16 protein-coding genes are annotated in these 24,903 nt (G+C 35.8%); 6 read left to right on the forward strand and 10 right to left on the reverse strand.

The window, feature by feature from the left end; all coding sequences use genetic code 11:
- Positions 1-26: 26 nt before the first annotated feature.
- The 4 genes from CWS31_RS12055 to CWS31_RS12070 form a co-directional block, all read right to left on the reverse strand.
- Positions 27-986, reverse strand: coding sequence for a PstS family phosphate ABC transporter substrate-binding protein (locus CWS31_RS12055; protein ID WP_101342586.1), 960 nt, complete (start codon positions 984-986; stop codon positions 27-29).
- A gap of 145 nt (positions 987-1,131) precedes the next feature.
- The gene (gene phoR, locus CWS31_RS12060; protein WP_101342587.1) at positions 1,132-2,436 is read right to left on the reverse strand and encodes a phosphate regulon sensor histidine kinase PhoR; all 1,305 of its coding nucleotides are present in this window, start codon (positions 2,434-2,436) and stop codon (positions 1,132-1,134) included.
- A 36-nt stretch (positions 2,437-2,472) separates the two neighbouring features.
- Entirely contained in the window at positions 2,473-3,180 is a 708-nt protein-coding gene (phoB, locus tag CWS31_RS12065) for a phosphate regulon transcriptional regulator PhoB (RefSeq protein ID WP_101342588.1), read from the reverse strand.
- 251 nt (positions 3,181-3,431) lie between these two features.
- A complete protein-coding gene (locus tag CWS31_RS12070) occupies positions 3,432-4,466 on the reverse strand; it encodes a porin (protein WP_101342589.1) in 1,035 nt (344 codons plus the stop codon).
- Positions 4,467-5,192: 726 nt separating this feature from the next.
- Here CWS31_RS12070 and CWS31_RS12075 point away from each other — a divergent pair.
- On the forward strand, positions 5,193-6,935 hold the full coding sequence (locus tag CWS31_RS12075; RefSeq protein WP_101342590.1) for a sensor histidine kinase: 1,743 nt from the start codon (positions 5,193-5,195) through the stop codon (positions 6,933-6,935).
- 99 nt (positions 6,936-7,034) lie between these two features.
- Complete coding sequence (gene rdgC, locus CWS31_RS12080) at positions 7,035-7,958, forward strand: recombination-associated protein RdgC (protein ID WP_101342591.1); 924 nt, start codon at positions 7,035-7,037, stop codon at positions 7,956-7,958.
- A 127-nt stretch (positions 7,959-8,085) separates the two neighbouring features.
- On the opposite strand, the gene CWS31_RS12085 is transcribed toward rdgC, so the two are convergent.
- On the reverse strand, positions 8,086-8,928 hold the full coding sequence (locus CWS31_RS12085; RefSeq protein WP_101342592.1) for an HDOD domain-containing protein: 843 nt from the start codon (positions 8,926-8,928) through the stop codon (positions 8,086-8,088).
- A gap of 364 nt (positions 8,929-9,292) precedes the next feature.
- A complete protein-coding gene (cysB, locus tag CWS31_RS12090) occupies positions 9,293-10,267 on the reverse strand; it encodes an HTH-type transcriptional regulator CysB (RefSeq protein WP_101342593.1) in 975 nt (324 codons plus the stop codon).
- A gap of 274 nt (positions 10,268-10,541) precedes the next feature.
- On the opposite strand from cysB, the gene CWS31_RS12095 reads away from it, so the two are divergent.
- Both CWS31_RS12095 and CWS31_RS12100 read left to right on the forward strand, forming a co-directional pair.
- Entirely contained in the window at positions 10,542-11,312 is a 771-nt protein-coding gene (locus CWS31_RS12095; protein ID WP_101342594.1) for a hypothetical protein, read from the forward strand.
- A 120-nt stretch (positions 11,313-11,432) separates the two neighbouring features.
- Positions 11,433-11,801: a ribosome recycling factor family protein gene (locus tag CWS31_RS12100; RefSeq protein WP_101342604.1), complete on the forward strand. Its 369-nt coding sequence runs from the start codon at positions 11,433-11,435 to the stop codon at positions 11,799-11,801.
- A 303-nt stretch (positions 11,802-12,104) separates the two neighbouring features.
- On the opposite strand, the gene topA is transcribed toward CWS31_RS12100, so the two are convergent.
- Both topA and CWS31_RS12110 read right to left on the reverse strand, forming a co-directional pair.
- A complete protein-coding gene (topA, locus tag CWS31_RS12105; protein ID WP_101342595.1) occupies positions 12,105-14,831 on the reverse strand; it encodes a type I DNA topoisomerase in 2,727 nt (908 codons plus the stop codon).
- Between the two features lie 540 nt (positions 14,832-15,371).
- Complete coding sequence (locus CWS31_RS12110) at positions 15,372-17,690, reverse strand: beta strand repeat-containing protein (RefSeq protein ID WP_101342596.1); 2,319 nt, start codon at positions 17,688-17,690, stop codon at positions 15,372-15,374.
- Positions 17,691-18,049: 359 nt separating this feature from the next.
- Between CWS31_RS12110 and CWS31_RS12115 the strand changes: the two genes are divergently transcribed.
- On the forward strand, positions 18,050-19,375 hold the full coding sequence (locus tag CWS31_RS12115) for a dicarboxylate/amino acid:cation symporter (protein WP_101342605.1): 1,326 nt from the start codon (positions 18,050-18,052) through the stop codon (positions 19,373-19,375).
- A gap of 378 nt (positions 19,376-19,753) precedes the next feature.
- Here the strand turns inward: CWS31_RS12115 and sohB are convergent, their stop codons facing one another.
- Together sohB and CWS31_RS12125 are read right to left on the reverse strand one after the other, a co-directional pair.
- Complete coding sequence (gene sohB / locus CWS31_RS12120; RefSeq protein ID WP_101342597.1) at positions 19,754-20,803, reverse strand: protease SohB; 1,050 nt, start codon at positions 20,801-20,803, stop codon at positions 19,754-19,756.
- Between the two features lie 302 nt (positions 20,804-21,105).
- Positions 21,106-23,697, reverse strand: coding sequence for a VolA/Pla-1 family phospholipase (locus CWS31_RS12125; RefSeq protein ID WP_101342598.1), 2,592 nt, complete (start codon positions 23,695-23,697; stop codon positions 21,106-21,108).
- A 292-nt stretch (positions 23,698-23,989) separates the two neighbouring features.
- On the opposite strand from CWS31_RS12125, the gene CWS31_RS12130 reads away from it, so the two are divergent.
- A complete protein-coding gene (locus tag CWS31_RS12130) occupies positions 23,990-24,727 on the forward strand; it encodes a YciK family oxidoreductase (RefSeq protein ID WP_101342599.1) in 738 nt (245 codons plus the stop codon).
- The last annotated feature ends 176 nt before the right edge of the window (positions 24,728-24,903 follow it).

A 24,903-nucleotide genomic window follows, 5' to 3' on the forward strand; every position in this document is an offset into this window, starting at 1 on the left:
ATCTAAGCTTTTATAAACCTTAGATATTATAAACCTAAGCTTTTGAACTCTTTTGTAACAACTGAGTTTGGTAATGGAATATAACCATCTTTCTCTACAATTTCTTGACCAGATTTAGATAGTATCAATTTTAAGAACTCAGCTTCCATTGGTTGAAGTGGTTTATTTGGGTGCTTGTTTACATAAACGTATAAGTAACGTGATAATGGGTAATCACCGGAAACCGCATTATCCATATTTGCTTCAATAAATTTATTACCCTTTTTAGCTAAAGGTAATGCACGTACACCAGATGTACGGTAGCCAATACCTGAATAACCAATACCATTTAGCGAAGCCGAAACTGATTGAACAACAGAAGCTGAACCTGGTTGCTCGTTTACGCTATTTTTAAAATCGCCTTTACATAGTGCTTTCTTTTTAAAATACCCGTAAGTACCTGAAACAGAGTTGCGACCATATAACTGTATATCTTTACCTGTCCATGCGTCTGTTAAACCAAGCTCACCCCAACGGTCAATATCTTTAGGTGCGCCACACTTACGGTTTATCGAAAAGATAGCATCAACTTGTTCAATGTTTAAACCTTCAAGTGGGTTATCTTTATGAACGAATACGGCTAATGCATCAATAGCAACTCTAACCGCCGTTGGCTTATATCCGTAACGTTTTTGAAAAGCTTCAATTTCGCGAGACTTCATTTTTCGGCTCATAGGTCCAAGGTTAGAAGTTGCTTCAGTTAATGCCGGTGGAGCTGTAGAAGAGCCTGCAGCTTGAATTTGTACATTTACATTAGGATAAATACGCTTAAAATCTTCAGCCCAAAACGTCATCATATTGGCTAAAGTGTCGGAGCCTACAGAAGAGATATTACCAGAGATACCACTTACCTTTTTATATTCTGGTAAGTTTTCATCCAATGCAAAAGCAGACATGCTGATCATGCTTGATAAACCGATTGAAGTTATAACTTTCTTAATACTCATGATGTTTCCTATAAGAGCTTATATTGTTTAATTGTGTACACTATACGAACTTAATATGACATTTATATGTCTTATTTATTACAGAATTATTACGAAAAAGATGAGTAACAATTAGCTCTCATATCATAAATTTTCGAGAGGAATATTAACTTTTTAATACTGAAAGCGTGCTCGGGTCAAAATGAATAGAAAATTCACTTCCTTGTCCCCAGTAGCTATTAATGATTAATTCAGCTTGATGGTGATGTAAAACATGTTTGACAATAGCAAGACCTAAACCCGAACCTCCCGTATCTCTAGAGCGTGATCTATCTATACGGTAGAAACGTTCAGTCAAACGGTTTACGTGTTCAGGTTTAATGCCATCGCCATTATCTTTGACAGAAAAAACAGCCTTATTCCCCATCATCTGCCAACTAACGTCAATACAACCATTAGCAGGCGTGTAAGCAATGGCATTGGATATTAGATTAGCGCAAGCACTTTTTAGTTCTGTTTCATAGCCAACAACGCCAACATCGGTTGTGATATTTAATTCAATTTGATGATTTTTTTCTTGATTTAGCCACGTAACTTCATCAACTAAAGTACTTATTAAATGCGCCATATTGACGGTTTGTTTATCATCAGAACTATTATTTTCCACTTTAGCCAAATTAAGCAATTGCTCGACTAAACGATCCATGCGAGAAACCTGGCCTTCAATAGTTTGAAATGCTTTTTGCCAAAGTGGTTCGAATGTATTATCAGCCGCTTGGATCATTTCAACATAACCGCGAACCACTGTTAATGGGGTTTTTAACTCATGTGAAACATTAGCAACAAAATCTCGACGCATATCTTCTAAGCGCTGAATATTAGAAATATCCCTTGCCAACAACAAAACATCGTCGCTGCCATAAGCCATAATTCTAATTTCAAGTTGCATATCCGAATTCATAGGTGAAACTAACAAGCATGGCGAATCAAAGTTTTTATGAGCTAAATACTCGCCAAACTCAGGTGCTCTTAATAAATTATCAATACGTTGACCATAATCATCTGGCCATCGAACTCCTAAAAGTCGCTGCGCTTTTTTATTTCCCCACTCAATAGTCCACTCTTCGGATAACATTAATGCTGCATCTGGAAGCGCTTCTGCACCATCTCGAAAACGTCTTATTTTTTCATTTAACAGTTTCTGTTTATTTCGTTGCTGCTTTATTTGATGATATAAGCCATCAAATAAATCGCCCCATATTCCTTCGGATTGAGGAGGAGATAGCGACTTAGATTGCCACAACCAATTAATTAATTTTAAGAGGTGATGATAATTCCAAAGCAATAAAACCAAAGTGCTTAATAACATGGTTAAGAAAACAAAACCAATTAACCAGCCAACACAAGCACTCGCAAGTAAAATAACAAGTAAGCGATAAATAATATGGGTAATAGATAAACGAAAGTGCATGTTTTTTTTAATTACTTTCCAACAGCGAATTGCTTTTTATACTGAGATAGCTTTCTTTAATTTACTTGAAAAGCGGTAACCGGCGCCACGAACAGTTTGAACAAAGTCTTCATGACCTTCACCTGATATGGCCTTACGTAAACGTCTAATATGTACATCAACAGTACGGTCTTCAACATAAATATTAGTACCCCAAACATTATCAAGTAATTGCTCACGCGAATAAACTCTTTCAGGATGTGTCATAAAAAAGTGCAGCAATCTAAATTCAGTCGGCCCCAAATCCAAGCTATTCCCATTAATAGCAACGCGATGTGCAACTGGGTCAAGTTTAAGACCATGAAAATCAACTTCTTCTTCAAGAGAAGTAGGTGAAACGCGTCTGATCACCGCTTTAATACGGGCAATTAATTCTTTTGGGGAAAAAGGCTTAGTTACATAGTCATCAACACCGGCTTCGAAACCTTTAACTTTGTCATCTTCATCGCTTCGAGCGGTCAACATAATAATTGGGATATTGCGGGTGTATTCATTTTGCTTAAGCTTTTTTGCTAGCGAAACACCAGTACCACCAGGTAACATCCAGTCGAGTAAAATCAAATCAGGATAGGGTTCATGAACTTTAGCTAAAGCTTCTTCAATATCACACGCTTCAATCGCATTAAAACCATTTTGGTCTAATACAAAAGTGATCATTTCCCTGATTGGTGTTTCATCCTCAACCACTAAAATTTTTCGACTCATTTTTACATCCTAATAATATGACTAACAGATGATGTATTGAATGTCTTAGTAATGAAACAAACATTAACAATAGATCACACTTGATAGGTTATTGTGCAGAAGTTACATGACAGTTTTATGACAAAATAAAATTATCCAGCAAGTTTAATGCATTAGCAAGGCTACTCCCACAAAAAAGCCGTTAACTTATAACAGTAACGGCTTTTGTATTAAATTTGTGGCTCTAACTTGAAGTTGAAATAGCTTAGTTATTAAAATTTTTGTTCCATGCCTATTGCAAAATACTTACCTGCTTCGGCAAGTGTATACGTAAAGTCATTAGCTCCTATAACTTCATCTCCTTCACGGTCTGTATACCAAGCATAGACTTTGGTTTCTTTGCCTAATTTGTAATCAGCGCCAACACTTATTGAATCTGCACCTGCAAATTCTTGAAACTGTAGTTTAGCGACAATTTTACTACCTATATTATAAGAAGCATTAACGGCATAACCTGTTTCAGACTTACCTAAATCAAGTACTTCGGTGTCAACCAACATAGCACCTAAGCGTATATCACCAAATTTATACATACCGGTAACACGAGTATTAGCTAAAGATTCGGAAAGTGTATTGGTAGCGCCCGAACTATTTACGCCTACAAACTTAACAGGCATATTTTCGTCATGCGCAGCCGATAGGAAAAAATTAGTTTTCTTTAAATTTAAATCACCAAAATAAACACCTATTGAATACGGGTCGGATTGCTCTGGCTCATCACTAATAATATAACTTGCTAAAAACTGAAGCTTTTTATATGTAGGTGATTTATAGGTTATTGAGTTAGTTTCTCTGTTTTCTCCGATAAAAAGATGTTTTAAATCACCTTCATAATCGTTAAATAAATCAAATTTACCTTGGGATACTTTTAAGGTTGTATCTGAAACACCAGCAGTAATTTCACCAAAATCACCTCTTAAACCAATCCATTGATTACGTGCCGTTAATGAATCTTTAGAGTCGTCACCAACGTTTACTTGCCATTCTAGTTGGTAGATAGCCGTTAAACCACTATCTAAATGATACTTTCCTTTTACACCAACGCGAGAGGCGTTACTTTTTAAGTCATTAAATTTTTCACCATCTTCATCTGAAGATTGTATCGAAATATTTAATTTTCCGTAAAATTCATTAACAGCTTTAGCTGTAACTTCTTTAGATTTAACAGCATCTTGCTCGGCGGCAAAAGACGTTGTGCTTATTAAAGTACAAATCGTCATTGCAATACAGCTTTTAACCAGTTTCATAAGAATTCCTAAAATTATATGTTTAATACCAATCCCAATAAATATATGAGCATTTATGCTTGTTAAAACAGCCAATTACGTCATGATTTATTTAATAATTAGAACAAGGTGTATTAAAATAAACATCATGTATTTGGCCATTTTCTCGATGTTCTATCTATAAAATAGACCACCTAATTAATGGAGTTGTATAAATAGTGCGAAGAACTAATGATAAATATTCTATGACACTTTTATTACTGTTTTATTACAATGGACGATATATATTCATAAAAAGTACATCAAACTGTAATACTTACACTGTTCAACCTGAATTCGGGATTAAGCAAAGTGCTACAACAACCTTATTTATACCGTACTCCTTAGTTAAGCTCCCCGAATACTCATTATTGGCTTCGCTTTCTCGCCTTGTACTACGAATAACTAAATCTATTAACTCAGCCTATTGTAGATGCGTGAGTACAAATAGTTGATACTGTTATACTTTACAATTTAATTATTCAGAGCGCAGGATATTTATTTATGAGTAACCATAAACACATTGACTAACTAAGCCTTACTAACAATAGCTCAATTTTAATCAACTGTTATTGCAACTCGCATTTTTATAGCTCAAAGGTATATAATAAATATTATTCTAGACTAAAATATTATTTTTACGCACTTTATAAATGATTAGCTAGAATTAACAATTACTTCCTATAAATTACTCAAAAGATAATTGAAATGAAAATAACTAGCATATCGCGTAAATTGCTATCTAAAGTCCTCTCTGTTTATTTTATTCTAACGATCAGCGTTACTGGCGTACAGATTATTGCTGAGTATTTTAATACTAAAAGTCACATTAATAGTGAGTTACTTACTTTACAAAAAACAATTAGTGGCAGTTTAACCCGGGCAGTTTGGGAGCTAAACACCCAGCAAGCAGTTGATATTTCAGAAGGTTTAATTGCAATTCCAATGATCAAGGGCATCACGGTAACTGATGAAGCAAAGAATGTTATTACCCAATTAGGTGAAGTGCTTTCACTTAATCCTGAAAACTCGCCAAATAGAGATAACGAACACTATATTATCAGCTCTATCAGTGAAGGTTTATTTGGCCACTCGTTTCCTTTAATTTTCGAATTTTCAGGGCGCACAACTACCGTTGGTACAGTAACTCTTCTCTCTAGTAATGACGTTATTTTTAGCCGTATTGAAGTTGGTATCTACTTTCTTATAGGCAATGCTATTGTCAAAACTGCATTTTTAATTCTTTTATTTTCCCTTGCATTTAACAAGCTACTCACTGAACCATTACAAGCACTTACCAACCAAATGAAGCAACTGGATTTACATGATCCAGATGCCTCTAAATTTCATCGTATGAGTAATGAAACTAACGAACTAAATGTACTTGAAGATGCTTATAACAATCTTATTGATGAGCTAATTGAATTCAAAGATAAATTAGCACTATCTCAACGCGAAACAAACTTAGCGAATGAAAAGTTAGACGAACAAAATTTATTGCTCGAGCAAGAAGTTGCGCGAAAAACATCCACATTAAGCAGTACTCTACTGCGTATGGAAGTTCAGCAAAAAGAAATGTTGACCCAACAGCATCAATTAGAAGCTGAGAATAGCCGCCGCAGTAAAACAGAAAACACTTTAATAACAACCAATAAAGATTTAAAAAACTCTATTATGGAGCTAAGTAAAGCACAGGATAGATTACTCGAGGCTGAGAAAATGTCTTCACTAGGTCAACTTAGTGCCGAAGTATCACATGAAATAAATACTCCTATTGGTATAAGTATTACTTCTATAAGCTATCTCGCTGACATTCTTAACAAACTACAACAAGATATTAATGAACAAAAACTGTCAAAGCGTACTATCGATACCTTTATCGAAAATGCCCAACACAGTGTGGCATTATTACTAAATAATTTACAAAGAGCTGCTGAATTAATCGCTAGCTTTAAGCAAGTAGCTGTAGATCAAACTAACGATAAAATACGATTAATAAGTGTTGCAAAGTACTTAGATGAAATAATTCAGTCCCTTCACCCTAAATTAAAGAAAACTAATCATCATGTTAAGGTTGATTGTGATCCACATATTGAGATTTATACTCATCCTGGTGCTATAGCACAAATAGTGATCAATTTAATTATCAATTCAATCACGCATGGTTTTGCTGATATTAACCGTGGCATCATATCTATAAAAATTAGTGCTGAAGCACAAAGATTAGTAATGATTTATCAAGACAACGGCGTAGGAGTTAGTCCCGACCAACTGGAGAAACTCTTTATGCCGTTTTACACTACAAAAGCGGATAAAGGCAATACAGGATTAGGCACGCATATCATTCAAAATCTTGTTATTGATACCCTTAATGGCTCTATTGACGCTAACTCAACACTAGGTGAAGGATTAAGTTATCGCATAACATTCCCAGATATGCGTTATACCTAATAAAAACAAACTAAAACGAAGGCTAAAAGCTACTGTGTAAAGCGCAAAATTGGGGTATGATATCGGCAAAACATTCCCTTATCAGCCTAGGATTTACTTATGTGGTTTAAAAACCTATACTTTTTCGCCTTTACTCGCCCATTTGAATTAAGTGAAGAAGACTTAGAGAAACACTTATCAGAACACCTTTTTACCCCATTAGGCTCAACTGAAATGTCGCACTTTGGTTGGATTAACGCCTTAGGTAAACATGGTGATACTAGCGTTCATAGTGCCAATGGTAACTTTCTTATTTGTGCTCGCAAAGAAGAAAAAATGCTACCTGCTTCTGTTATTAAAGACATGATAGAAGAAAAGGTAAACTTGCTAGAACAAGAGCAAGGTCGTGGCGCTACAAAAAAAGAAAAAGAACAATTCAAAGAAGATATCACTTTTGAGTTACTGCCTCGTGCTTTTTCTCGCATTACTGATACTCACGCATACATTAGCCCAGTTAATAATATTATTGTTATTAACTCAAGTTCTCGTGGTAAAGCTGAAGATTTATTAGCACTATTACGAAAAGTTATAGGCACCCTACCTGTTACTAGTTTCGATCCTGATATTTGTGTTGATGAAACCATGACTGATTGGCTAAATAAACGCAGTTTAGGTGATAAATTCACCTTAGGTATGGAAGCTGAATTTAACGCTTTAGGCGACGATGGCGCAATAGTTAGAGTTAAAAATCAAGATCTAATAGGCGAAGAAATTCAATCACACCTTGATGCCGATAAATATGTGGTGAAAGTTGCACTTGAATGGGATGAGTCTTTATCATTTATATTATGTGATGATTTAGCTATCAAACGCGTTAAGTTTTTTGATGTAATTCATGAACAAAATGATGATATTGATAGTGATGACGTGATAGCTAAACTTGATGCAGATTTTGCCTTAATGTCTGGCGAGTTAAATCGATTCATTATTGATTTATTAGCTGAATTCTCAATGAAAACAACAGATCCTTTAGAAAAAGATTAGATGTATTATTAGATATCTTAATAAGGGTGATAAAATATCGCCCTTATTTGATCTGTTCTATTTGTACCTGTTTAGTTTGTTTCTGTTCAATTTAATCGCCCTGAAACAATATTTATTACAAGCTATGTTAGTTAAACATACTTCTAACATTATCACATTCCGCTTTAAATTCCTCAGACTCCATATAATCAATGTCTGGCAAAATACCTTTTTTAGCATAATTATTTAATAGTGCTTTTTTGGTCGATTCATTTTTGAAGACATTATGATATACAGCACCAGCACGAATAAAATCTAAATAATGCGCTTCTTTAGGTAAAATACTTAAATCACTCCATCCTTCGGCTAATAATACAAACTCGTCTGAAAACCCCCAACTACGGGTAATTTCCCCGCCAATACGACCTGAAAGTTTAACAATTGCCTGTTGTAAAAAAGTAGGGTTAGCAAATACATCAGGGTGATTTTCAGCTTCAGTTAAAATAGGCAATATGCCAATATTATGTATTAAAGCTGCTAACGTAATATTATCTAAAGACAGTGAGGTATGTTTATGACCTTTCAAATATAAGGTCATTAAACTAATTGCTACAGACGCTATATCAATCGTTTTTGCCCATGCTTTATTCATATACATAGCAACAACATCGTTATTAGAAACAAATACTTGCTCAATAGCCATCGCGGTAGCAATACTTTTTATTTGTCTTAATCCTATACGGGTTACTGCCTGTGAAACTGTTTCAACTTTAATACTACGGCCTAAAAGTGCACTATTAGCCACTTTTAACATACCTAAAGATAGAGCAGGATCTTGAGAGATAATTGTGCTCATATTATTTAAAGTTATCTCAGGATCATCCGCAGCACTCCTTACTTTTAATGCCACTTCAGGTAATGTTGGGAGTACAAGTGTATCTTGTCTGATTTTTTCAACTAAAATAGTATATAAGGCATTTTCAGTTGCCATAGGTTCACCTTTATATTGATTGTGCTTACCATTAAAAATAGCACAACTTATAAATAAATAATTTTTTTCTTACTGATTTTAAAGGAAATAGATGTTTATTGTTGAATAGTAATTTAATTAAGCTTTAATGCATGATAATGCAACTTAAGATATGAGAACTTGTTGATAAAAAAATCGGTTCAAATAGGGATAAATAAATTCTAAAGTGGTTACTCTAGGCATACATAGACAAAACCATGCACTTCTAGTTAGTTGAATTTATTATTTGAATTTAAGGGGCATTTGGCAACCAACTATACGGCATAATGTACATAATATAATGTACACAATATAATTTATGCAAAGGTAATAGGTTAAACTTTTATTATTTTGTTGGTAACTCGATATCTGCTAGAAACTCGTCTACTTCATGATTATTTTTCAATAACATAGCACGGGTAACAATATCTTTGGTTAAATGTGGTGCGAAGCGCTCAATAAAGTCATACATATAGGCACGTAAAAAACTGCCTCTTCTAAAGCCTATTTTGGTTGTGCTTGCTTTAAACAAATGACTTGCATCAATAACCACAAGATCACTGTCAATACGTTCGTCAATTGCCATCGATGCGATAACACCTACGCCAACCCCTAAGCGTACATAAGTTTTTATCACATCTGCATCAGTTGCTGTAAACGCAATTTTAGGTTTTGCTCCTGCGGCATCAAAAGCTGCATCAAGATCTGAACGGCCAGTGAAACCAAAAACATAAGTCACCAATGCATATTGTGCAATATCAGTAATTGTAATGTTTTGCTTTTTCGCTAAAGGATGATCCTGACGCACGATAATACTGCGATTCCAGTGATAACATGGCAGCATAACTAAATCGTTGTAAAGATGTAAAGATTCAGTAGCAATAGCAAAATCTGCATCACCTTTTGCTGCAGCATCACTTATTTGCGCAGGTGTACCCTGAGACATATGTAAGGACACTTTATTATATTTTTTAATAAAGCCTTGAATAACACCAGGTAAGGCATATCGAGCTTGTGTATGTGTTGTGGCTATCCGCAATTTACCTTCATCGGGTTGGGTATGCTCACGAGCAACCGCTTTGATCCCTTCCACCTTTGATAAAATTTCTGTCGCTATGTTAATCACATTTTGACCAGCCTCAGTCACATGCGTTAAATGCTTACCACTACGACCAAAAATTTGAATCCCTAATTCATCTTCCAGCATTCGTACTTGTTTTGAAATACCTGGCTGAGAGGTATACAAGCTATCTGCCGTTGCAGAAACATTTAAATTGTTATTTAATACTTCAACGATGTAGCGCAGTTGCTGCAATTTCATGTAAATACCCAATCGTATTGATAATCGCATTGATAAATACGATGATTTTTACCTTGTTATAGCAAAATAATATACTTAATCAGCAGTTTATTCCATTATATTTTTTAAAAATAAATCCTGATACTTTTATAAATATCTTTTAGAGTCCATTGAAATTTACGTGGAACAAATTAAGCCAGTAGCTGTTTCTCTGATTAATGTGCAACTAATACTATGCTAAGCATGGCATTTTTTGTAGACTGCTTAATAGTTTATATTTTCAAGAGAATCTTAGATGGTTGCTATTATTGTTGGGTTAATTATTGCGTTGATCGTTATTGTTGTTGTGGTAACGTCCATTCAGCAACATAAAGAAAAAATTGAAGCTGAAAAACGAATTAAAGTCGCTAAACAAAAAGCGATTATTGATGAAAGCGAAGAGCTAATACTTCATTTAGCCAATCTACCCAGTAATCCTAATATCCAGCAAATTTTAAATCGACGCAGTTTAAATGCGGCAAAAAACATGCAAGAGTTAATGCCTGAAGTAAAAGGTATAAAAAAACGAGTTCAAGAATTAGCGACTAGATTAAAAGCCTCGCAAGACTTAGCAAACACTCAAGAAACTACAGATGAAAACTTCACCTTGCCAGATAACGAACAACAACTTGTCAGTATTTTACAATGCATTAAGAAATTACGTGTGGTTTTGAAATCAGAGCAAAGTAAAGGCGCTTTAGATGCGCAAACCTTTACTGGCGAAGATAATAAATTAGCCGCTATGCAGCTTAAAATAAATATTGAAAGTTTGGTTAAACGAGGTACTCAAGCGTTTAATAAAAATATGCTTGGCTCGGCAAGACAATATTTAGAGAAAGCCTTACAAAGCCTTTCTAGCAGTACAGTAAGAAGTGATTATGTATCAGCTAAACAAGCAGAAGTTACACAGCAATTAGAAGAGATCACGGATGCGTTAAAACATACCAATGCTAAAGATGCAGCTAAAAAAGCAAAAAGTGAAGAGAATGAGTTAGATCTATTATTTCAACCGAAGAAAAAATGGTAAGTTAATTCTATATATAATCTCATCTTTTTAAGCTCGTACTTAAACCAACAGTTTAAGTCAGTATTTTAAATTAATAAAAGCTTGGCTTATTTAACGTTTAACTTTCAAGACTGTTACCCTGTGGAACCAATTAATACCATTAATTTACCAAGCTTTCTTCGCCGCACCATGAAAGCATATGCTTTAAAAGCCCACATTCGACAACTAGGTTGTGACTTAAGTCGTATTGGTCGTTCAAGAAACTGGCAATTAAAAGCTAATGTTAGTCAAATTCAACAAATAGTAGAGTTTATTGAACAAGAAGAGGAAGATAGTTGGTTATGGCTAACAACATTACTTAAAAAAGAATACCTGCATTTAAGTCACGAAAATTTACTTTTAGTCGCTAACCGATTAAGCAACCTCACAATAGCCAGTTTAATGGCTCAAACAGATTGCACCTTAGCACAAGCAAGGAAGGTGCTAGATGAGTTAGAAGGATTAGATTGATAACTCCTTCAAAGCCTACTGGTGAATAATAGCTCCTGCATTTTCTTTATAACACCATCCATGCAGTGTCCCCACTAAAGTCAATAACGCAGTATGTAAGCCTTTACTTTTTTATTAGGTTTTCGCCCTTTGAGAGATTATTCGATATTCGCTACCCATCGAGCAGAGCTCGGAGTTAAGTACACACTTAATCAAATTTTATTACAGGGTAAAAACGCTTAAAATACAGATAAAAAAATAGATACCTAGGGTATCTATTTTTTTATTAACAGCAGTTACTTCCACGCTAACGTTTCAACTAAATCAATCTGATTTTTCAGTTACTTTACTAGCTTCTTTCTTGGCTGGAGTTTTCTTTGCTGCGGTCTTTTTAGCAACTTTCTTTTTAACTGTTTTTTTAGCCGGAATATCTTCAACCCATTTACCGTCAATATATTTAGCAGTCCAGCCTGTTGCTTTTGGTTTACTGTCATCTGTAGCTGGCAATTCGGTCATGACATATTGTTCTTTCGTTTTACGACTATAGCGAACTATGGACAAATTACCTTCGTGATCTTGTGCAGGAGCATCAGCTAAATAATAGAATTTTTCTGAAATACGATCTCTAAAACGCTGTAACTCTGCAACTTTTGGCGCTCGCGTTTCTCTTGAACGAGGGAAAGTATTTGCCGCTAAAAATATACCTGCAGCACCATCTCTCAATACAAAATAAGCTTCTGACTTTTCACATTCTAATTCAGGTAACTGTACAGGATCTTCTTTCGGCGGCGCAGCTTCTCCGCTGGCTAATAGCTTACGAGTATTTTTACACTCATCGTTAGTACAATCAAAGTACTTACCAAAACGACCTGATTTAAGCTCCATATCCGATTCACAACGATCACATTCTAAAACAGGACCATCGTAGCCTTTAATTTTAAATGTGCCCTGCTCTACTTCAATACCATCACATGTTGGGTTATTACCACACACATGTAGCTTTCTAGTTTCATCAATAAGATAGCTATCCATTGCTGTGCCGCATTTATTACAACGATGCATTGCCATTAACGCTTCAGTTTCAGCATCTTCAGCTAGAACGCTAACCGCTTCTTCACCTGCGGTTAAGTTCATCGTTTTAGTACAACGTTCTTTAGGTGGCAAGGCATAACCAGAACAGCCTAGAAACACACCTGTTTGTGCGGTGCGAATCCCCATTTTACGGCCACATGTTGGGCAGTCAATATCGGTTAAAACCGGCTCATTAGTTTGCATACCACCATCTTCTGATGGTTGATCAGCTTTGGCTAGGCTAGTCGTAAAGTTTTTATAAAACTCATCTAAGACAGTTTTCCAATCTGCAGTACCGCCAGCAATCTCATCAAGCTCTTGTTCCATGTTCGAAGTAAACTCGTAACTCATTAACTTTTCGAAACTGCCTGATAAGCTGTTGGTAACTATTTCTCCCATTTTTTCAGCATAGAAACGTTTTTTGTCTAAACGAACGTAACCTCTATCTTGAATAGTGGAAATAATCGATGCGTAGGTTGACGGACGACCAATAGAGCGCTTTTCTAGTTCTTTAACTAATGATGCTTCACCAAAACGAGCAATAGGCTTAGTAAAGTGCTGTGTTGGCTCTAGCTTGTCTAGTGTTAATGCTTCACCTACCTGTAAATCTGGTAAATGTTTATCATCACCTTTACTTAATTGTGGATGAACTTTAGTCCAACCATCAAATTGCATTACTCGACCTTTTGCTTTTAGATCGTAGTTTTGTGCACTTATAGTTAAGGTACTAACCGTATAACGTGCCGCTGTCATTTGACAAGCAACAAATTGACGCCAAATTAATTCATATAATTTTTTAGCATCGGCATCAACACCTTCAAGAAATGCCCCTTCAAGTTTTACATTTGATGGACGAATCGCTTCATGAGCCTCTTGTGCCCCTGCTTTTGAACCATAAGTTTTAGGGTTTTCAGGCAAGTAATTTTTGCCAAAACTGTCGCTTATGTAATTACGACACATTTCTACTGCATCTTTACTTAAGTTAGTTGAATCGGTACGCATATAAGTAATATGACCCGCTTCATATAAGCGTTGAGCTAAGCCCATAGTGCGCTTAACACCGTAACCTAACTTAGTACTCGCCGCTTGTTGAAGTGTTGAGGTAATAAAAGGTGCTGACGGAGTACTTTTTGAGGGTCTATCTTCGCGTTTACTTACCGCATAATCAGCGCTTTTAAGTATAGTTAATGCTTTATCCGTATCGGCTTTATTGGTCGGTTTAAATGCTTTACCGCTTTCATGAGTTACATCTAACGTTAACACTTCACCAGTACTTGCGTGTGTATCAGCGGTAACTTCCCAAAACTCTTCCGGCACAAACGCTTTAATTTCATGTTCACGTTCAACGACAAGTTTAACAGCAACTGATTGTACACGTCCTGCAGATAAGCCACGGGCAACTTTTTTCCATAATAATGGGCTAACCATAAAGCCAACTACGCGGTCGAGAAACCGTCTTGCTTGCTGAGCATTCACGCCAGGCATACTTAGCTCACCCGGAGTAGCAAATGCTTGCTGAATAGAGTTTTCAGTTATCTCGTTAAAAACTACGCGGCGAAATCTTTCATCATCACCACCAATAATCTCTTTTAAATGCCAAGCAATCGCTTCTCCCTCGCGATCCAAATCGGTTGCGAGATAAACAGTGTCTGCTTTATCGGCAAGTTTTTGAAGTTCAGCTACAACTTTTTCTTTACCTGGTAGTATTTGATAATTAGCCTCCCAGTTATTTTCAGGGTCGATACCCATTCTATTAACAAGCGCTTGTTTATCGCGTTTAGCTTTATATTTTGCTTTTGCTGCGGGTGCCATTTTTCGCACTTCAGCGGGAGATTTAGCCGGAACTTTTTTACCGGTACTGCTGTGGGGAAGATCACGAATATGACCAACACTCGACTTTACAATAAAGTCACTACCTAAATATTTATTAATTGTTTTCGCTTTGGCTGGCGACTCGACAATAACCAATGATTTTGCCATAAAAATTTCTAATCCTTCAATAAAGACAAATCGTTTTGTCTTTTTATTCAAACGCTAATCTAGTCAATTAAGTGCGAGCGTACTTACTATAAATTAGATCGCGATATCAAAAAATATCTTATTTAATACTTCGTTTTATATTTTACTGGAAATGATTTTCTGCTTACCTATTTATAGGTATATCTATAAATAGTCTAACAAACAAGTAATTATTTACTTCTTTGGGAATTCTATTAACCCAGCTTATGAGTTAAATGATGGTAAATTTGAACGACTTTATGCCTTACTAGTCATAATTTACCGATAATTAGCGGCAATCATAATAGACTTTTCGTTAAAACATAAGGGGATATTGTTAAAAAATGTAAATAATCGAAATATTTTGGCACCAATGCATCCATCATTTAAAAGTATATAGTGCCTTTATACCCACTAAATAAGGTCTAGTTAATTATCTTTAAACATCTAAATAGTTAATTACAAACTATTCATATATAAAAAAGGCTCCTAAGGAGCCTTTAATATATTTATATATAATTTTTAATCCGACGATGGATCTTGACTTATATTCAATTCACAATCGTTAGACAATCCAAATGGCCCTCTAAGGTTAATACCTTGAGTAGGAGGAGTTACATCTTCGTTAGTAACATCACTAGCTAGAGTAGGTAAAGTAAAAATTGCTTGGGTCGAGCTTTCACTACCTGTTACCTTGCCTGAAACTACAAGTTTTACATCTAGCCAACTGCCATAACTTTGTGGGTATGAAATTCGAATAACCGCACGACCATCAGTATCAGTTGTTAACGTTCCTGCAATAGAGACAATATTACCTGGCGTTAATTCATTATCGCCATTAAAGTCTTCAGTAAAACCATTACTATCAACATCTAAGATACCATTAAAATTGATATCTTCGTTGCTACACTTTGTTTTTGATTCATTTAAAACTTGACCTTCGGTTACCCAAGACACAAAATCTCCAAGCAAATCATAGCCTTTAACCCATTTACCTTTATAATAGTTTTCAGGTATTGCAGATACGGTTAATGCCACACTTTCAACCGCATTAGAATCAACATCAGTTACAAAAACAGAATACTCTTTCACATAATCTGTACTACCTAATTCTTCAAGCGCGTTACCTGTACCAAGTGAAATAAATAACTCACGATCAGAAACGGTTAAGTTTACAGTATCCGTTATTGCTGGAGAATCTACAACAACCGCTGTAATAGATACTGCATTTTTGGCAGAAGTACTATTAGATGTATAAATAGTTGAAGCACTACCATTACTATCAGTTACCGCTGTAGCAGGAAAAATAGAACCACCGCTTACGTCCTCTAATACAAATTTAATTTTTTTGTTCTTAACTAAATTACCATTCGCATCGTTAACAACAACTGAAATACTTGATGTCTGAGCATTAGGTCCAATAGAATTAGGTGAAGCTTGAGCTTTAATGGTAGCTGCACTAGACGCATAAAATTCAAATTCAATCTGGTTAGTTAACTCTATTTTCTCCGAACCTACAGTGTCAGTTCCCACAAATGTCACTAATGCTTTACCCGCATCCGTTGACGTTAATTGAATTGATACCTTACCATCAACTGTCGTTGCTTCATTAATTATAATTCCGCCACTATCTTTAATACTACCACGAGTAGTGGTAAAGCTAACAGAGGTGCCGTCTGGCACTGTAGCACCCTCTCTTGTCCAAGTAAGAGTTACAGAAGCTGTTTGAATTAACGAAACATCTGGAGTATTTGGAGTAGTAGAAGGATTAATAGTATCTACACCGTTACTAAAGCTAGTGAATTGAAAAGAATCAGCTTGTACAGAAACCTTCTGACTGGCCGTAGCTCCCAATGCAGAAACAGTAATTGTATTAGTTCCACCTGAAGTGCCCGTAGCTTTAATTGTTGCTTGACCTTCAGAGTTAGTAGTGACTGTTGTTGGAATAGTTACCTCTGCATCAGTATCTGTCAAAGCAACAGCGACAGCAGTTTTAGCTACCCCATTACCATCAGAATCAACTACCTTGACTATATATGTAGCTTCGTCATTGAGCGCTAAAGAAGCAGAACCTGTTAATGTTAAAGTAGTACCTACCACTTCAATTTCTAATGAGTCACTTATATCACCACTAACCACTGTAACATTAATGATTCGGTTGGTTGGTTCATCTAAGGTTGATAATAACTTAGAAACTTTACCATCAGCTCCTGTTACATTCGGGGTAGTATTACTCCCATTAATTACGTTAGCTAAAGCACCTGAATCTGTACTAAAATTAATTGTAACACCTTCAAGTAGATTGTTATTTATATCTTTAGCAATAGCCGACAATACAATACTTTGAGCACCACTCGATGCAAGTTGTTGTGAGCTAGCAAATAATCTAATTGATGCAGCTTCAGGCTCACCAACAATAACTTGAGCGCCATCACCTAAACTTTGAAAACTAATATCCTCAGTAACACCTTCATAACTAGCAATTACATTAACCGAACCTGGGGTATTAGTTACTTTCACCACAATACTTGCAACACCATTAGCATCGGTTGTTGCTGTAGCTGATACAGGATCTAAAACTCCCATAGTTTCAACAGCAAGAGAAAATGTAACAGTTTTGTTTACTACTGGAGTATCAGAATCTAACACCGTAGCAGTAACGGTAATAGCATTGGCAGCAGATAATTCACCATCAGACTTTGTTAGCGTTAATGCAACGCCGCCCGAAGTACCACCATCGCCGCCGTCATCGCCACCAGAAATATCACCGCCACCACATGCAACCAATGTCATCATTGACATCAATAGCATGGTAAAACTTAAACGTCGAAGTAACTGCATAAAAGCATCCTCAAATTTTTATTATATTATTTATAGTTTACACTTATTTACATATTAACTGATAAACAACAAAAAAGTACCGCTTATTACAAAAAGAATACAATCTTTTTTAAGTAAAACATTTTTTATTTATACTGTTTTAATACAACGCAAAACGAGTCTAAATAAATTGGTATTTAATCTAGTCAATTATTGCTAACCTTATAATTCGAATTCGGTTCGATTAACTTTCTATTTTATTAGTGATTATTTCCTATATCTATCAACAATCTTAAAATTACCAAAAGTGAAAATAACTTATGACCATCGACAGTAAACCTCCTTCAGATCTAAATAAAACAACGTTTTTAAGTCATATTATTGCTAATTTAAAAAATATGAATTTAACAAGCAAAATTGTCTTTGGTATGGTTACCGGCATTTTATTTGGTACATATTTACAATGGTTGATGCCTAATGGTACAGATAAATTAATACCGCTTTATTGGTTTGATCTTTCTTTAAAGGGATTTATCGTTGACGGGTTATTAGAAATAATTGGCCAAATATTTATGGCAAGTTTACGCATGTTAGTTGTCCCTTTGGTATTTGTGTCTTTAATATGTGGTGTTTGCTCATTAAAAGACACCAGTAAACTTGGTCGAATTGGCGGCAAAGCAGTTGGCATGTATTTAATCACTACCGCTATAGCGATTAGTATTGCTATAGCGGTAGCTTTATTAGTGTCCCCTGGTGAAGGGGTTAATATGACAACTGATAGTACTTTTGAAAGCAAGGAAGCACCATCTTTAGCACAAGTTATTATTCAAATGTTTCCAACCAACCCTTTTGAGTCATTTGCACAAGGCAATATGTTACAAATAATTGTATTTGCTTTGTTATTCGGCATGGCCATTGCGCTTTCAGGTAAAGCAGGTGAACGTATTGCTGTCTTTTTTGAAGATATGAATATTGTTGTAATGCGCTTAGTTAGTATTTTAATGAATATTGCCCCTTATGGTGTATTTGCATTACTAGCAAGCTTATTTACTACGGTGTCACTCGCTACTTTTGGTAATTTAATTGAGTACTTCTTCGTGGTATTTTTTGTACTGCTTATGCATGCTTTTATTACTTACCCTATTATTTTAAAAATATTAACCGGATTAAACCCATTTATATTTTTAAAAAAAATGCGTGACGCTACCATCTTTGCTTTTTCAACAGCAAGCTCTAACGCAACAATTCCGGTAACACTAGAAACCGCAACAAAGAAAATGGGCGTTAAAAATTCTATCGCTTCATTTACGGTTCCACTTGGTGCGACCATCAATATGGATGGCACAGCAATAATGCAAGGTGTGGCAACGGTATTTATCGCTCAAGTATTTAGTCAAGATTTAAGCTTGGCTGATTATTTAACGGTTGTGCTAACCGCAACTCTTGCTTCAATAGGCACGGCGGGAGTTCCTGGCGTTGGTTTAATTATGCTAGCTATGGTTTTACAGCAAGTAGGTTTACCTGTTGAAGGCATTGCTCTAATTATCGGTGTTGATCGCATACTTGATATGACGCGGACTGCAGTTAATGTTACAGGAGATAGTATGGTAAGTATTGTTGTGGCTAAAAGTGAAGATCAATTTGATAATGATATGTACTCAGATCCACAAGCCGGTAGTAATAGTGAAAATGTCGACATTAAATAACCTGAGTTCGGGATAAGCAAAATGCTACAACAGCCTTAATTACCCGTATTACTTCGTTATGAAAGCTCCCAATAACCCGTTATTGGCTTCGCTTTCCTGCCTTGTACTACGAATAATTAAAACTATTGTAAAGGTAAAATCCTAAGTGATTGATATTATTATTCTACTCACTTTCATTATCCCGAACTCAAGTTAAATAGTTATAATAGAATAAGATTTTAGCAATATTTATCTTTAAAACGCTTTAATAAACACGTCAAAAAAAAGCCTCGTTGAATAAATTCAGCGAGGCTTTTTTATATGAGATTTTAGTTAACCTGAGTTCAGGTTAGTTAATACAATGAATTCATCACTATATAAACAGTAACTTAATGCTACTTAACCAGGAAATATATTATTACGTTGTAATAACTTTCCTAAGAAACTTTCAGCAGATAAAGATGCTGCTTTCGAGAATTTTTCAGCTAAGCCTTTTTTCACTTCATACTTAATAGCTACCACTTTATGGCTCTTGCTTTTAGCTTGTAAGTAATCGTCACTGGTTTGAATACTATCCACTAAACCAAGTTCTAACGCTGTTGTACCAAACCAATGTTCACCTGTGGCAACTTTTGCAATATCTAAACTAGGGCGGCGTTCACTAACAAAGTTTTTAAATAAAACATGTGTTTCTTCAAGCTCTTCAATAAACTTTTCTTTACCTTTCTCAGTATTTTCACCAAACATAGTGACTGTACGTTTAAACTCACCTGCGGTAAATTGTTCGTAATCAATATCATGTTTCTTCAATAATTTATTAAAGTTAGGAACTTGAGCAATAACACCGATAGAGCCTAAAATAGCAAAAGGCGCTGAGATAATATTATTAGCTACACAAGCCATCATGTAACCACCACTGGCCGCTACTTTATCAACTGAAACAGTTAATGGAATTTGATTTTGACGAATACGATCAAGTTGCGATGAAGCTAAACCGTAACCATGAACCATACCACCACCACTTTCTAAACGAACAAAAACTTCGTCTTCAGGTTTTGCTACCGATAGAATGGCTGTTACTTCTTCACGTAAAGAACTAACTTCTTTAGCGTCAATGCTACCATTAAAATCAATCACAAAAACATGAGCTTTACTTGCTGGTTTTTCTTCTCCGGCTTTAGCTGACTTTTTATCTGCTTTGGCTTGCTCTTTGGCTTTCTTTTTGTCTGCTTTTTCTTTTTCTTTAAATTCATCTTCACTTAATAGCGCGTGAATTATATCTTCTTCTGTATCACTAAATTGTTCTGACAAGTCAGTGATATCTAACTCACCTTTTTTATGTTGTTTTTTCATTGCCGCGCCAGCAATGGCAATAATGATGGCAATAACCGCCAAAACAAAGGTAACCGCTTTAGCTAAAAACAAGCCGTATTCGTATAAAAATTCCAAGAGGACTCCTGATGGTTTAATCGTTTAAGGTGAATAAAATTAATTGCGCTAATTCTACACTATTTTACTGTATTGAAAATATTATTTAAAAGTAAGGTTTAAAAGCAGTGCTTAAAATAATGTTTAAAAGTAACGTTTATAAGCGAATGAAAAGTAATATTCGATGGCAGTTGTTAAAAATATTTACTACTAATATTTACTACCCATATTTACTATATATTTACTGAAATTTGGTTATGAAAAAGCCCTCAAAAGAGGGCTTTAAATAAGTAAGCTAAATACAAGTTAAATCATATTTTTGCTTATTCACTAACTGGTTGTATGTATTCATCATCTGCTATCAAGAGCAACTTACCGCCTGATTTCGCAAATGCTGCAACTTCAGTTTGCATTTCAACCGTCACGGCTAAGTTAGCCGCTGCATCGTCGGCTATACCAGTTTCAGTTGCAGGGTTAAGTAGTGAGCTGTGAGTACCATTTAAGAAGCGAACTGCAGCACTTACTGCGCTAGTTCCATCACCTACAGTTTCACTTGTACTTAGTAAACCTAATTCACGGATCAACGGCTCAGTCCCCACAAGTGGCAAAGCAGCCAAACCATTAACAATTACCTGGTCAGATTTATTAGCGCCACCTAATGACTCATTACCGACAACTTCCATAAGGTGTACAGGCGAGCCTAACGCTTTTACTGTTGATGAATAGTTTATAGGATCAGAAGAGTCTAAAATTGTTTGTGCTGCAAAATTAAATTGGCTAGCAAAAGCAGGATAAATAGCTTCGACGTATCCTTGATATTCAGCTTCAGACATTTCTTCAATTGATTTACCTGCTGTTTCTTCAACTAAATCGATAAATGTTTGGCTAGATGTTAAACCATCTTGAACAACAGGCCCAAAAGCCGGTGAATAAATTAACACCCCTGAAATACCTCCCCCAGGAAATGCATAAGACGCGCTATTGATTGCATATGGGTTTACAGTTGATAGCTCACCTGTTGCAGGATTTACAACCCCTGAATTGGCTAGTGCTGTAAAAGTAATCCCCGTCAGTGCGCCAAGAGAATGTCCTAAGAAACTCACTTTAGTTGCATCTAATTGGCCATATACTTCAGTATCATTCAAACTTAAACGTAGTGCTAACATGTCAACTTCACTTTGACGCACATTATCTCTTGCAGTTAATAAACTGGCTAAATTCATATAGCTCGTTACGTTGGCATTAACAAAATCAGGATCTGATTCACTCAATGATTGTGTTGCACTAATTTCATAAACACCGTCGCCATTAAAATCGATACCTCGAGCACCATGATAAGGATGATCTATTGCGACAGTTGCAATACCTTGGCTAGCTAAAGTCCCTGCAATTGCCAGCACTGTTTCTTTATAAGAAGTGATACCATGAGAAAATATCATTACCGGCCAACCGGCATCAGGTTTCTTCATCATTTCTTCATCGGTAAGCGCTTCGCCTTTTTTCATTGCTGCAATCGCATTGATTCGATCAGCGTCTGGCGTAGTGATAATTACATCGATAGCAGTTGTACCACTTTTATATGATTTAACCTGTGGCAGTGGATTATATTGAGTTAAGTGACGAGCTTGGTCTACTGGTACTGACACTACTGTGCCTTGATCATCAACAACCACGTCTACGGTAAATGTTAACCCAACTAATTTTGTTGGATCAGCTAATAACTCACTAGGATCTTGACCTTGAGCAATAGCTTGAGCAACGAAGGAGTCTTGAGTTAGTGCTCCTGAAGTTAATGCTCCAGAAACAGTTACAGGGCTGTCTCCCATCGCTTCCCAGCGACTAAATAAATCTGGGCAACCTGTAGTAATATCATCGGCTAATAAATTACAACTTCCTGCCGCACCATCATAATAAGGGGTTTCTAAATAATAAGGGGCTGATAAGTTGGCTTTAGAAACTGCCGCAAAACTAGCTACAGTACCTGCACCTAAATCATTTTGATCTAAACCAAGTAACATTGCTGCATTAGCACCTGTAGGTGTAATAGCTGATAACACAGGAGTAGTACCTGGTGTGCCTGATAACATTACAGATTTAACAACTTGGGATACATCTTGAATAGATTGTGTTGTCATTGAAAAAGAATAAATAATATTTTCTTTATTGAGCCCTGCTTCAACCGCAATATTCTCAAAACTGTTAGTTAATGTTTGTAATAATAATTGGCTCTCAGTCACTAGTGGTTTTTCTGTAATATCTTGTTTAACTAAACCATAAGTAACAGAACCTGCAACTGCCGTACCGTCGCTATCTAAAATTTGATCAGTAAGCGCTATTACATAAGCTGTTTTAGCCTTTAACGGCTTTAATGGCACAATGGCAATACCGTTAGCTGTTGCTTGCGCAATAAAATCAACACCAAAAGTTAGCTCTGCCACTAATTTACATGCGGGGCCTCTAGGAATAGCAGCACACTCTGCATCAGCTGAGTTACCGCCCATAATAGTTTCATAAACATGAACAGCATTAGGTGTAAAAACACTATCGGCATTAAGTGTTTTTCCCTCAGGGAGGTCAACCTCAATATTAAATGGTGCTATCGTAGACCAACCATCGAGCGCTCCAACAGCTGCCGAAGGGTTAAAATAATCAACTGGGAGCTTATCACCATTTGCATCAACAAGATTTTCATCGGGTAAATTTAACGTACCGTCTATAGTACCTGACAGTAATAAATCATTAGGGATAGATAAACGCGGTGTTGCTGCACCTGGATCAAATACAATTCTGGCTAATGACGTGATACCGCTATTATTTTCTTCTACCTCTTGTTGTACATCTTCGATAGTTTCGTTATTACATGCGCTTAAACTAAGTGCACTTATAATGGCGATACTGAGAGCTAGCTTTTTCATGTGAATTCCCCATAGCTTAAATTTTTTATTATCGTTATTTGCCCTTTATTATACTTTTAATTCGCAACTTAACTGTTAGGTGTTATTTTGTATTGTTTTAGACATTATTTCAAACTAACGTTTGAATTACTAATTAGACCAGTTAAAGTTAACCCAAGATTTGTAAAGTCGCTAGTAATTTTTAAAATTAAACCGAATATTTTCAGGTAATTTAACTTTTTTCTCGTCAATGAAAATGCCAACGCGTAGAATAGCCAAGTAATTTTCTCACTCACAGCAATAAGATCCTAAGATGTTTAATTATTCGATAAAAGATGCTTGTTTAAACAACAAGACCATTCTCGTTACTGGCGCAGGAGCAGGTATTGGCCGTACAGCAGCACTAAATTATGCCAAACTTGGTGCTACTGTAATCTTACTTGGAAAAACGGTCAGTAAACTTGAAACCGTTTACGATGAAATAATTGCCTTAGATTTAGCTCAACCAGCAATTATCCCTTTAGATCTAAAAGGTGCGACTAAGCAAAACTATATTGATATGGCTTCAACCATTATCAGCCAATTTGGTCATTTAGATGGCGCATTACTCAATGCTTCAACATTAGGTGAACTTAGTCCATTTACGCAAATAAATGAGCAGATGTTTACAGATGTGATGAATGTTAATGTTAACGCGCAATTTTTATTAGCTCAGGCATTAATCCCTGCTTTATTGCTAGCGCCAAAATCATCTTTAGTATTCACCTCATCAGGGGTAGGCAATCAAGGTAGAGCCTATTGGGGCGCTTATAGTGTTTCTAAGTTTGCCACTGAGGGTTTGATGCAGGTAATTGCAGATGAGTACGATACTTCGGTAATACGCACTAACGCTATAAACCCTGGTGCTACCGACACTAATATGAGGGCTTGTGCTTTTCCTGCAGAAGATAAAGCTGAAATAGCAACCACTGAAGATATCATGCCTTTGTATGTTTATTTAATGGCTGATGACAGTGTAGAAGTAAATGGGCAAACACTAAAAGCCCAGTAAAGTTATTTTGAAAGTTCAAACGTAGCATCAAATCGTAACTTAAAATCGTAAGTTAAAAACGTAACAAAAATAAAAAAGCAAGCTGAGTAAGCTTGCTTTTTTATTTCTCAATTTTCGTTATTTATACCAATTTGATTAAGTTTCTTCTCAACTCAGAGCTATATTCGATACTCATT

This window comes from Colwellia echini (assembly GCF_002843355.2).
Taxonomy (GTDB): domain Bacteria; phylum Pseudomonadota; class Gammaproteobacteria; order Enterobacterales; family Alteromonadaceae; genus Colwellia; species Colwellia echini.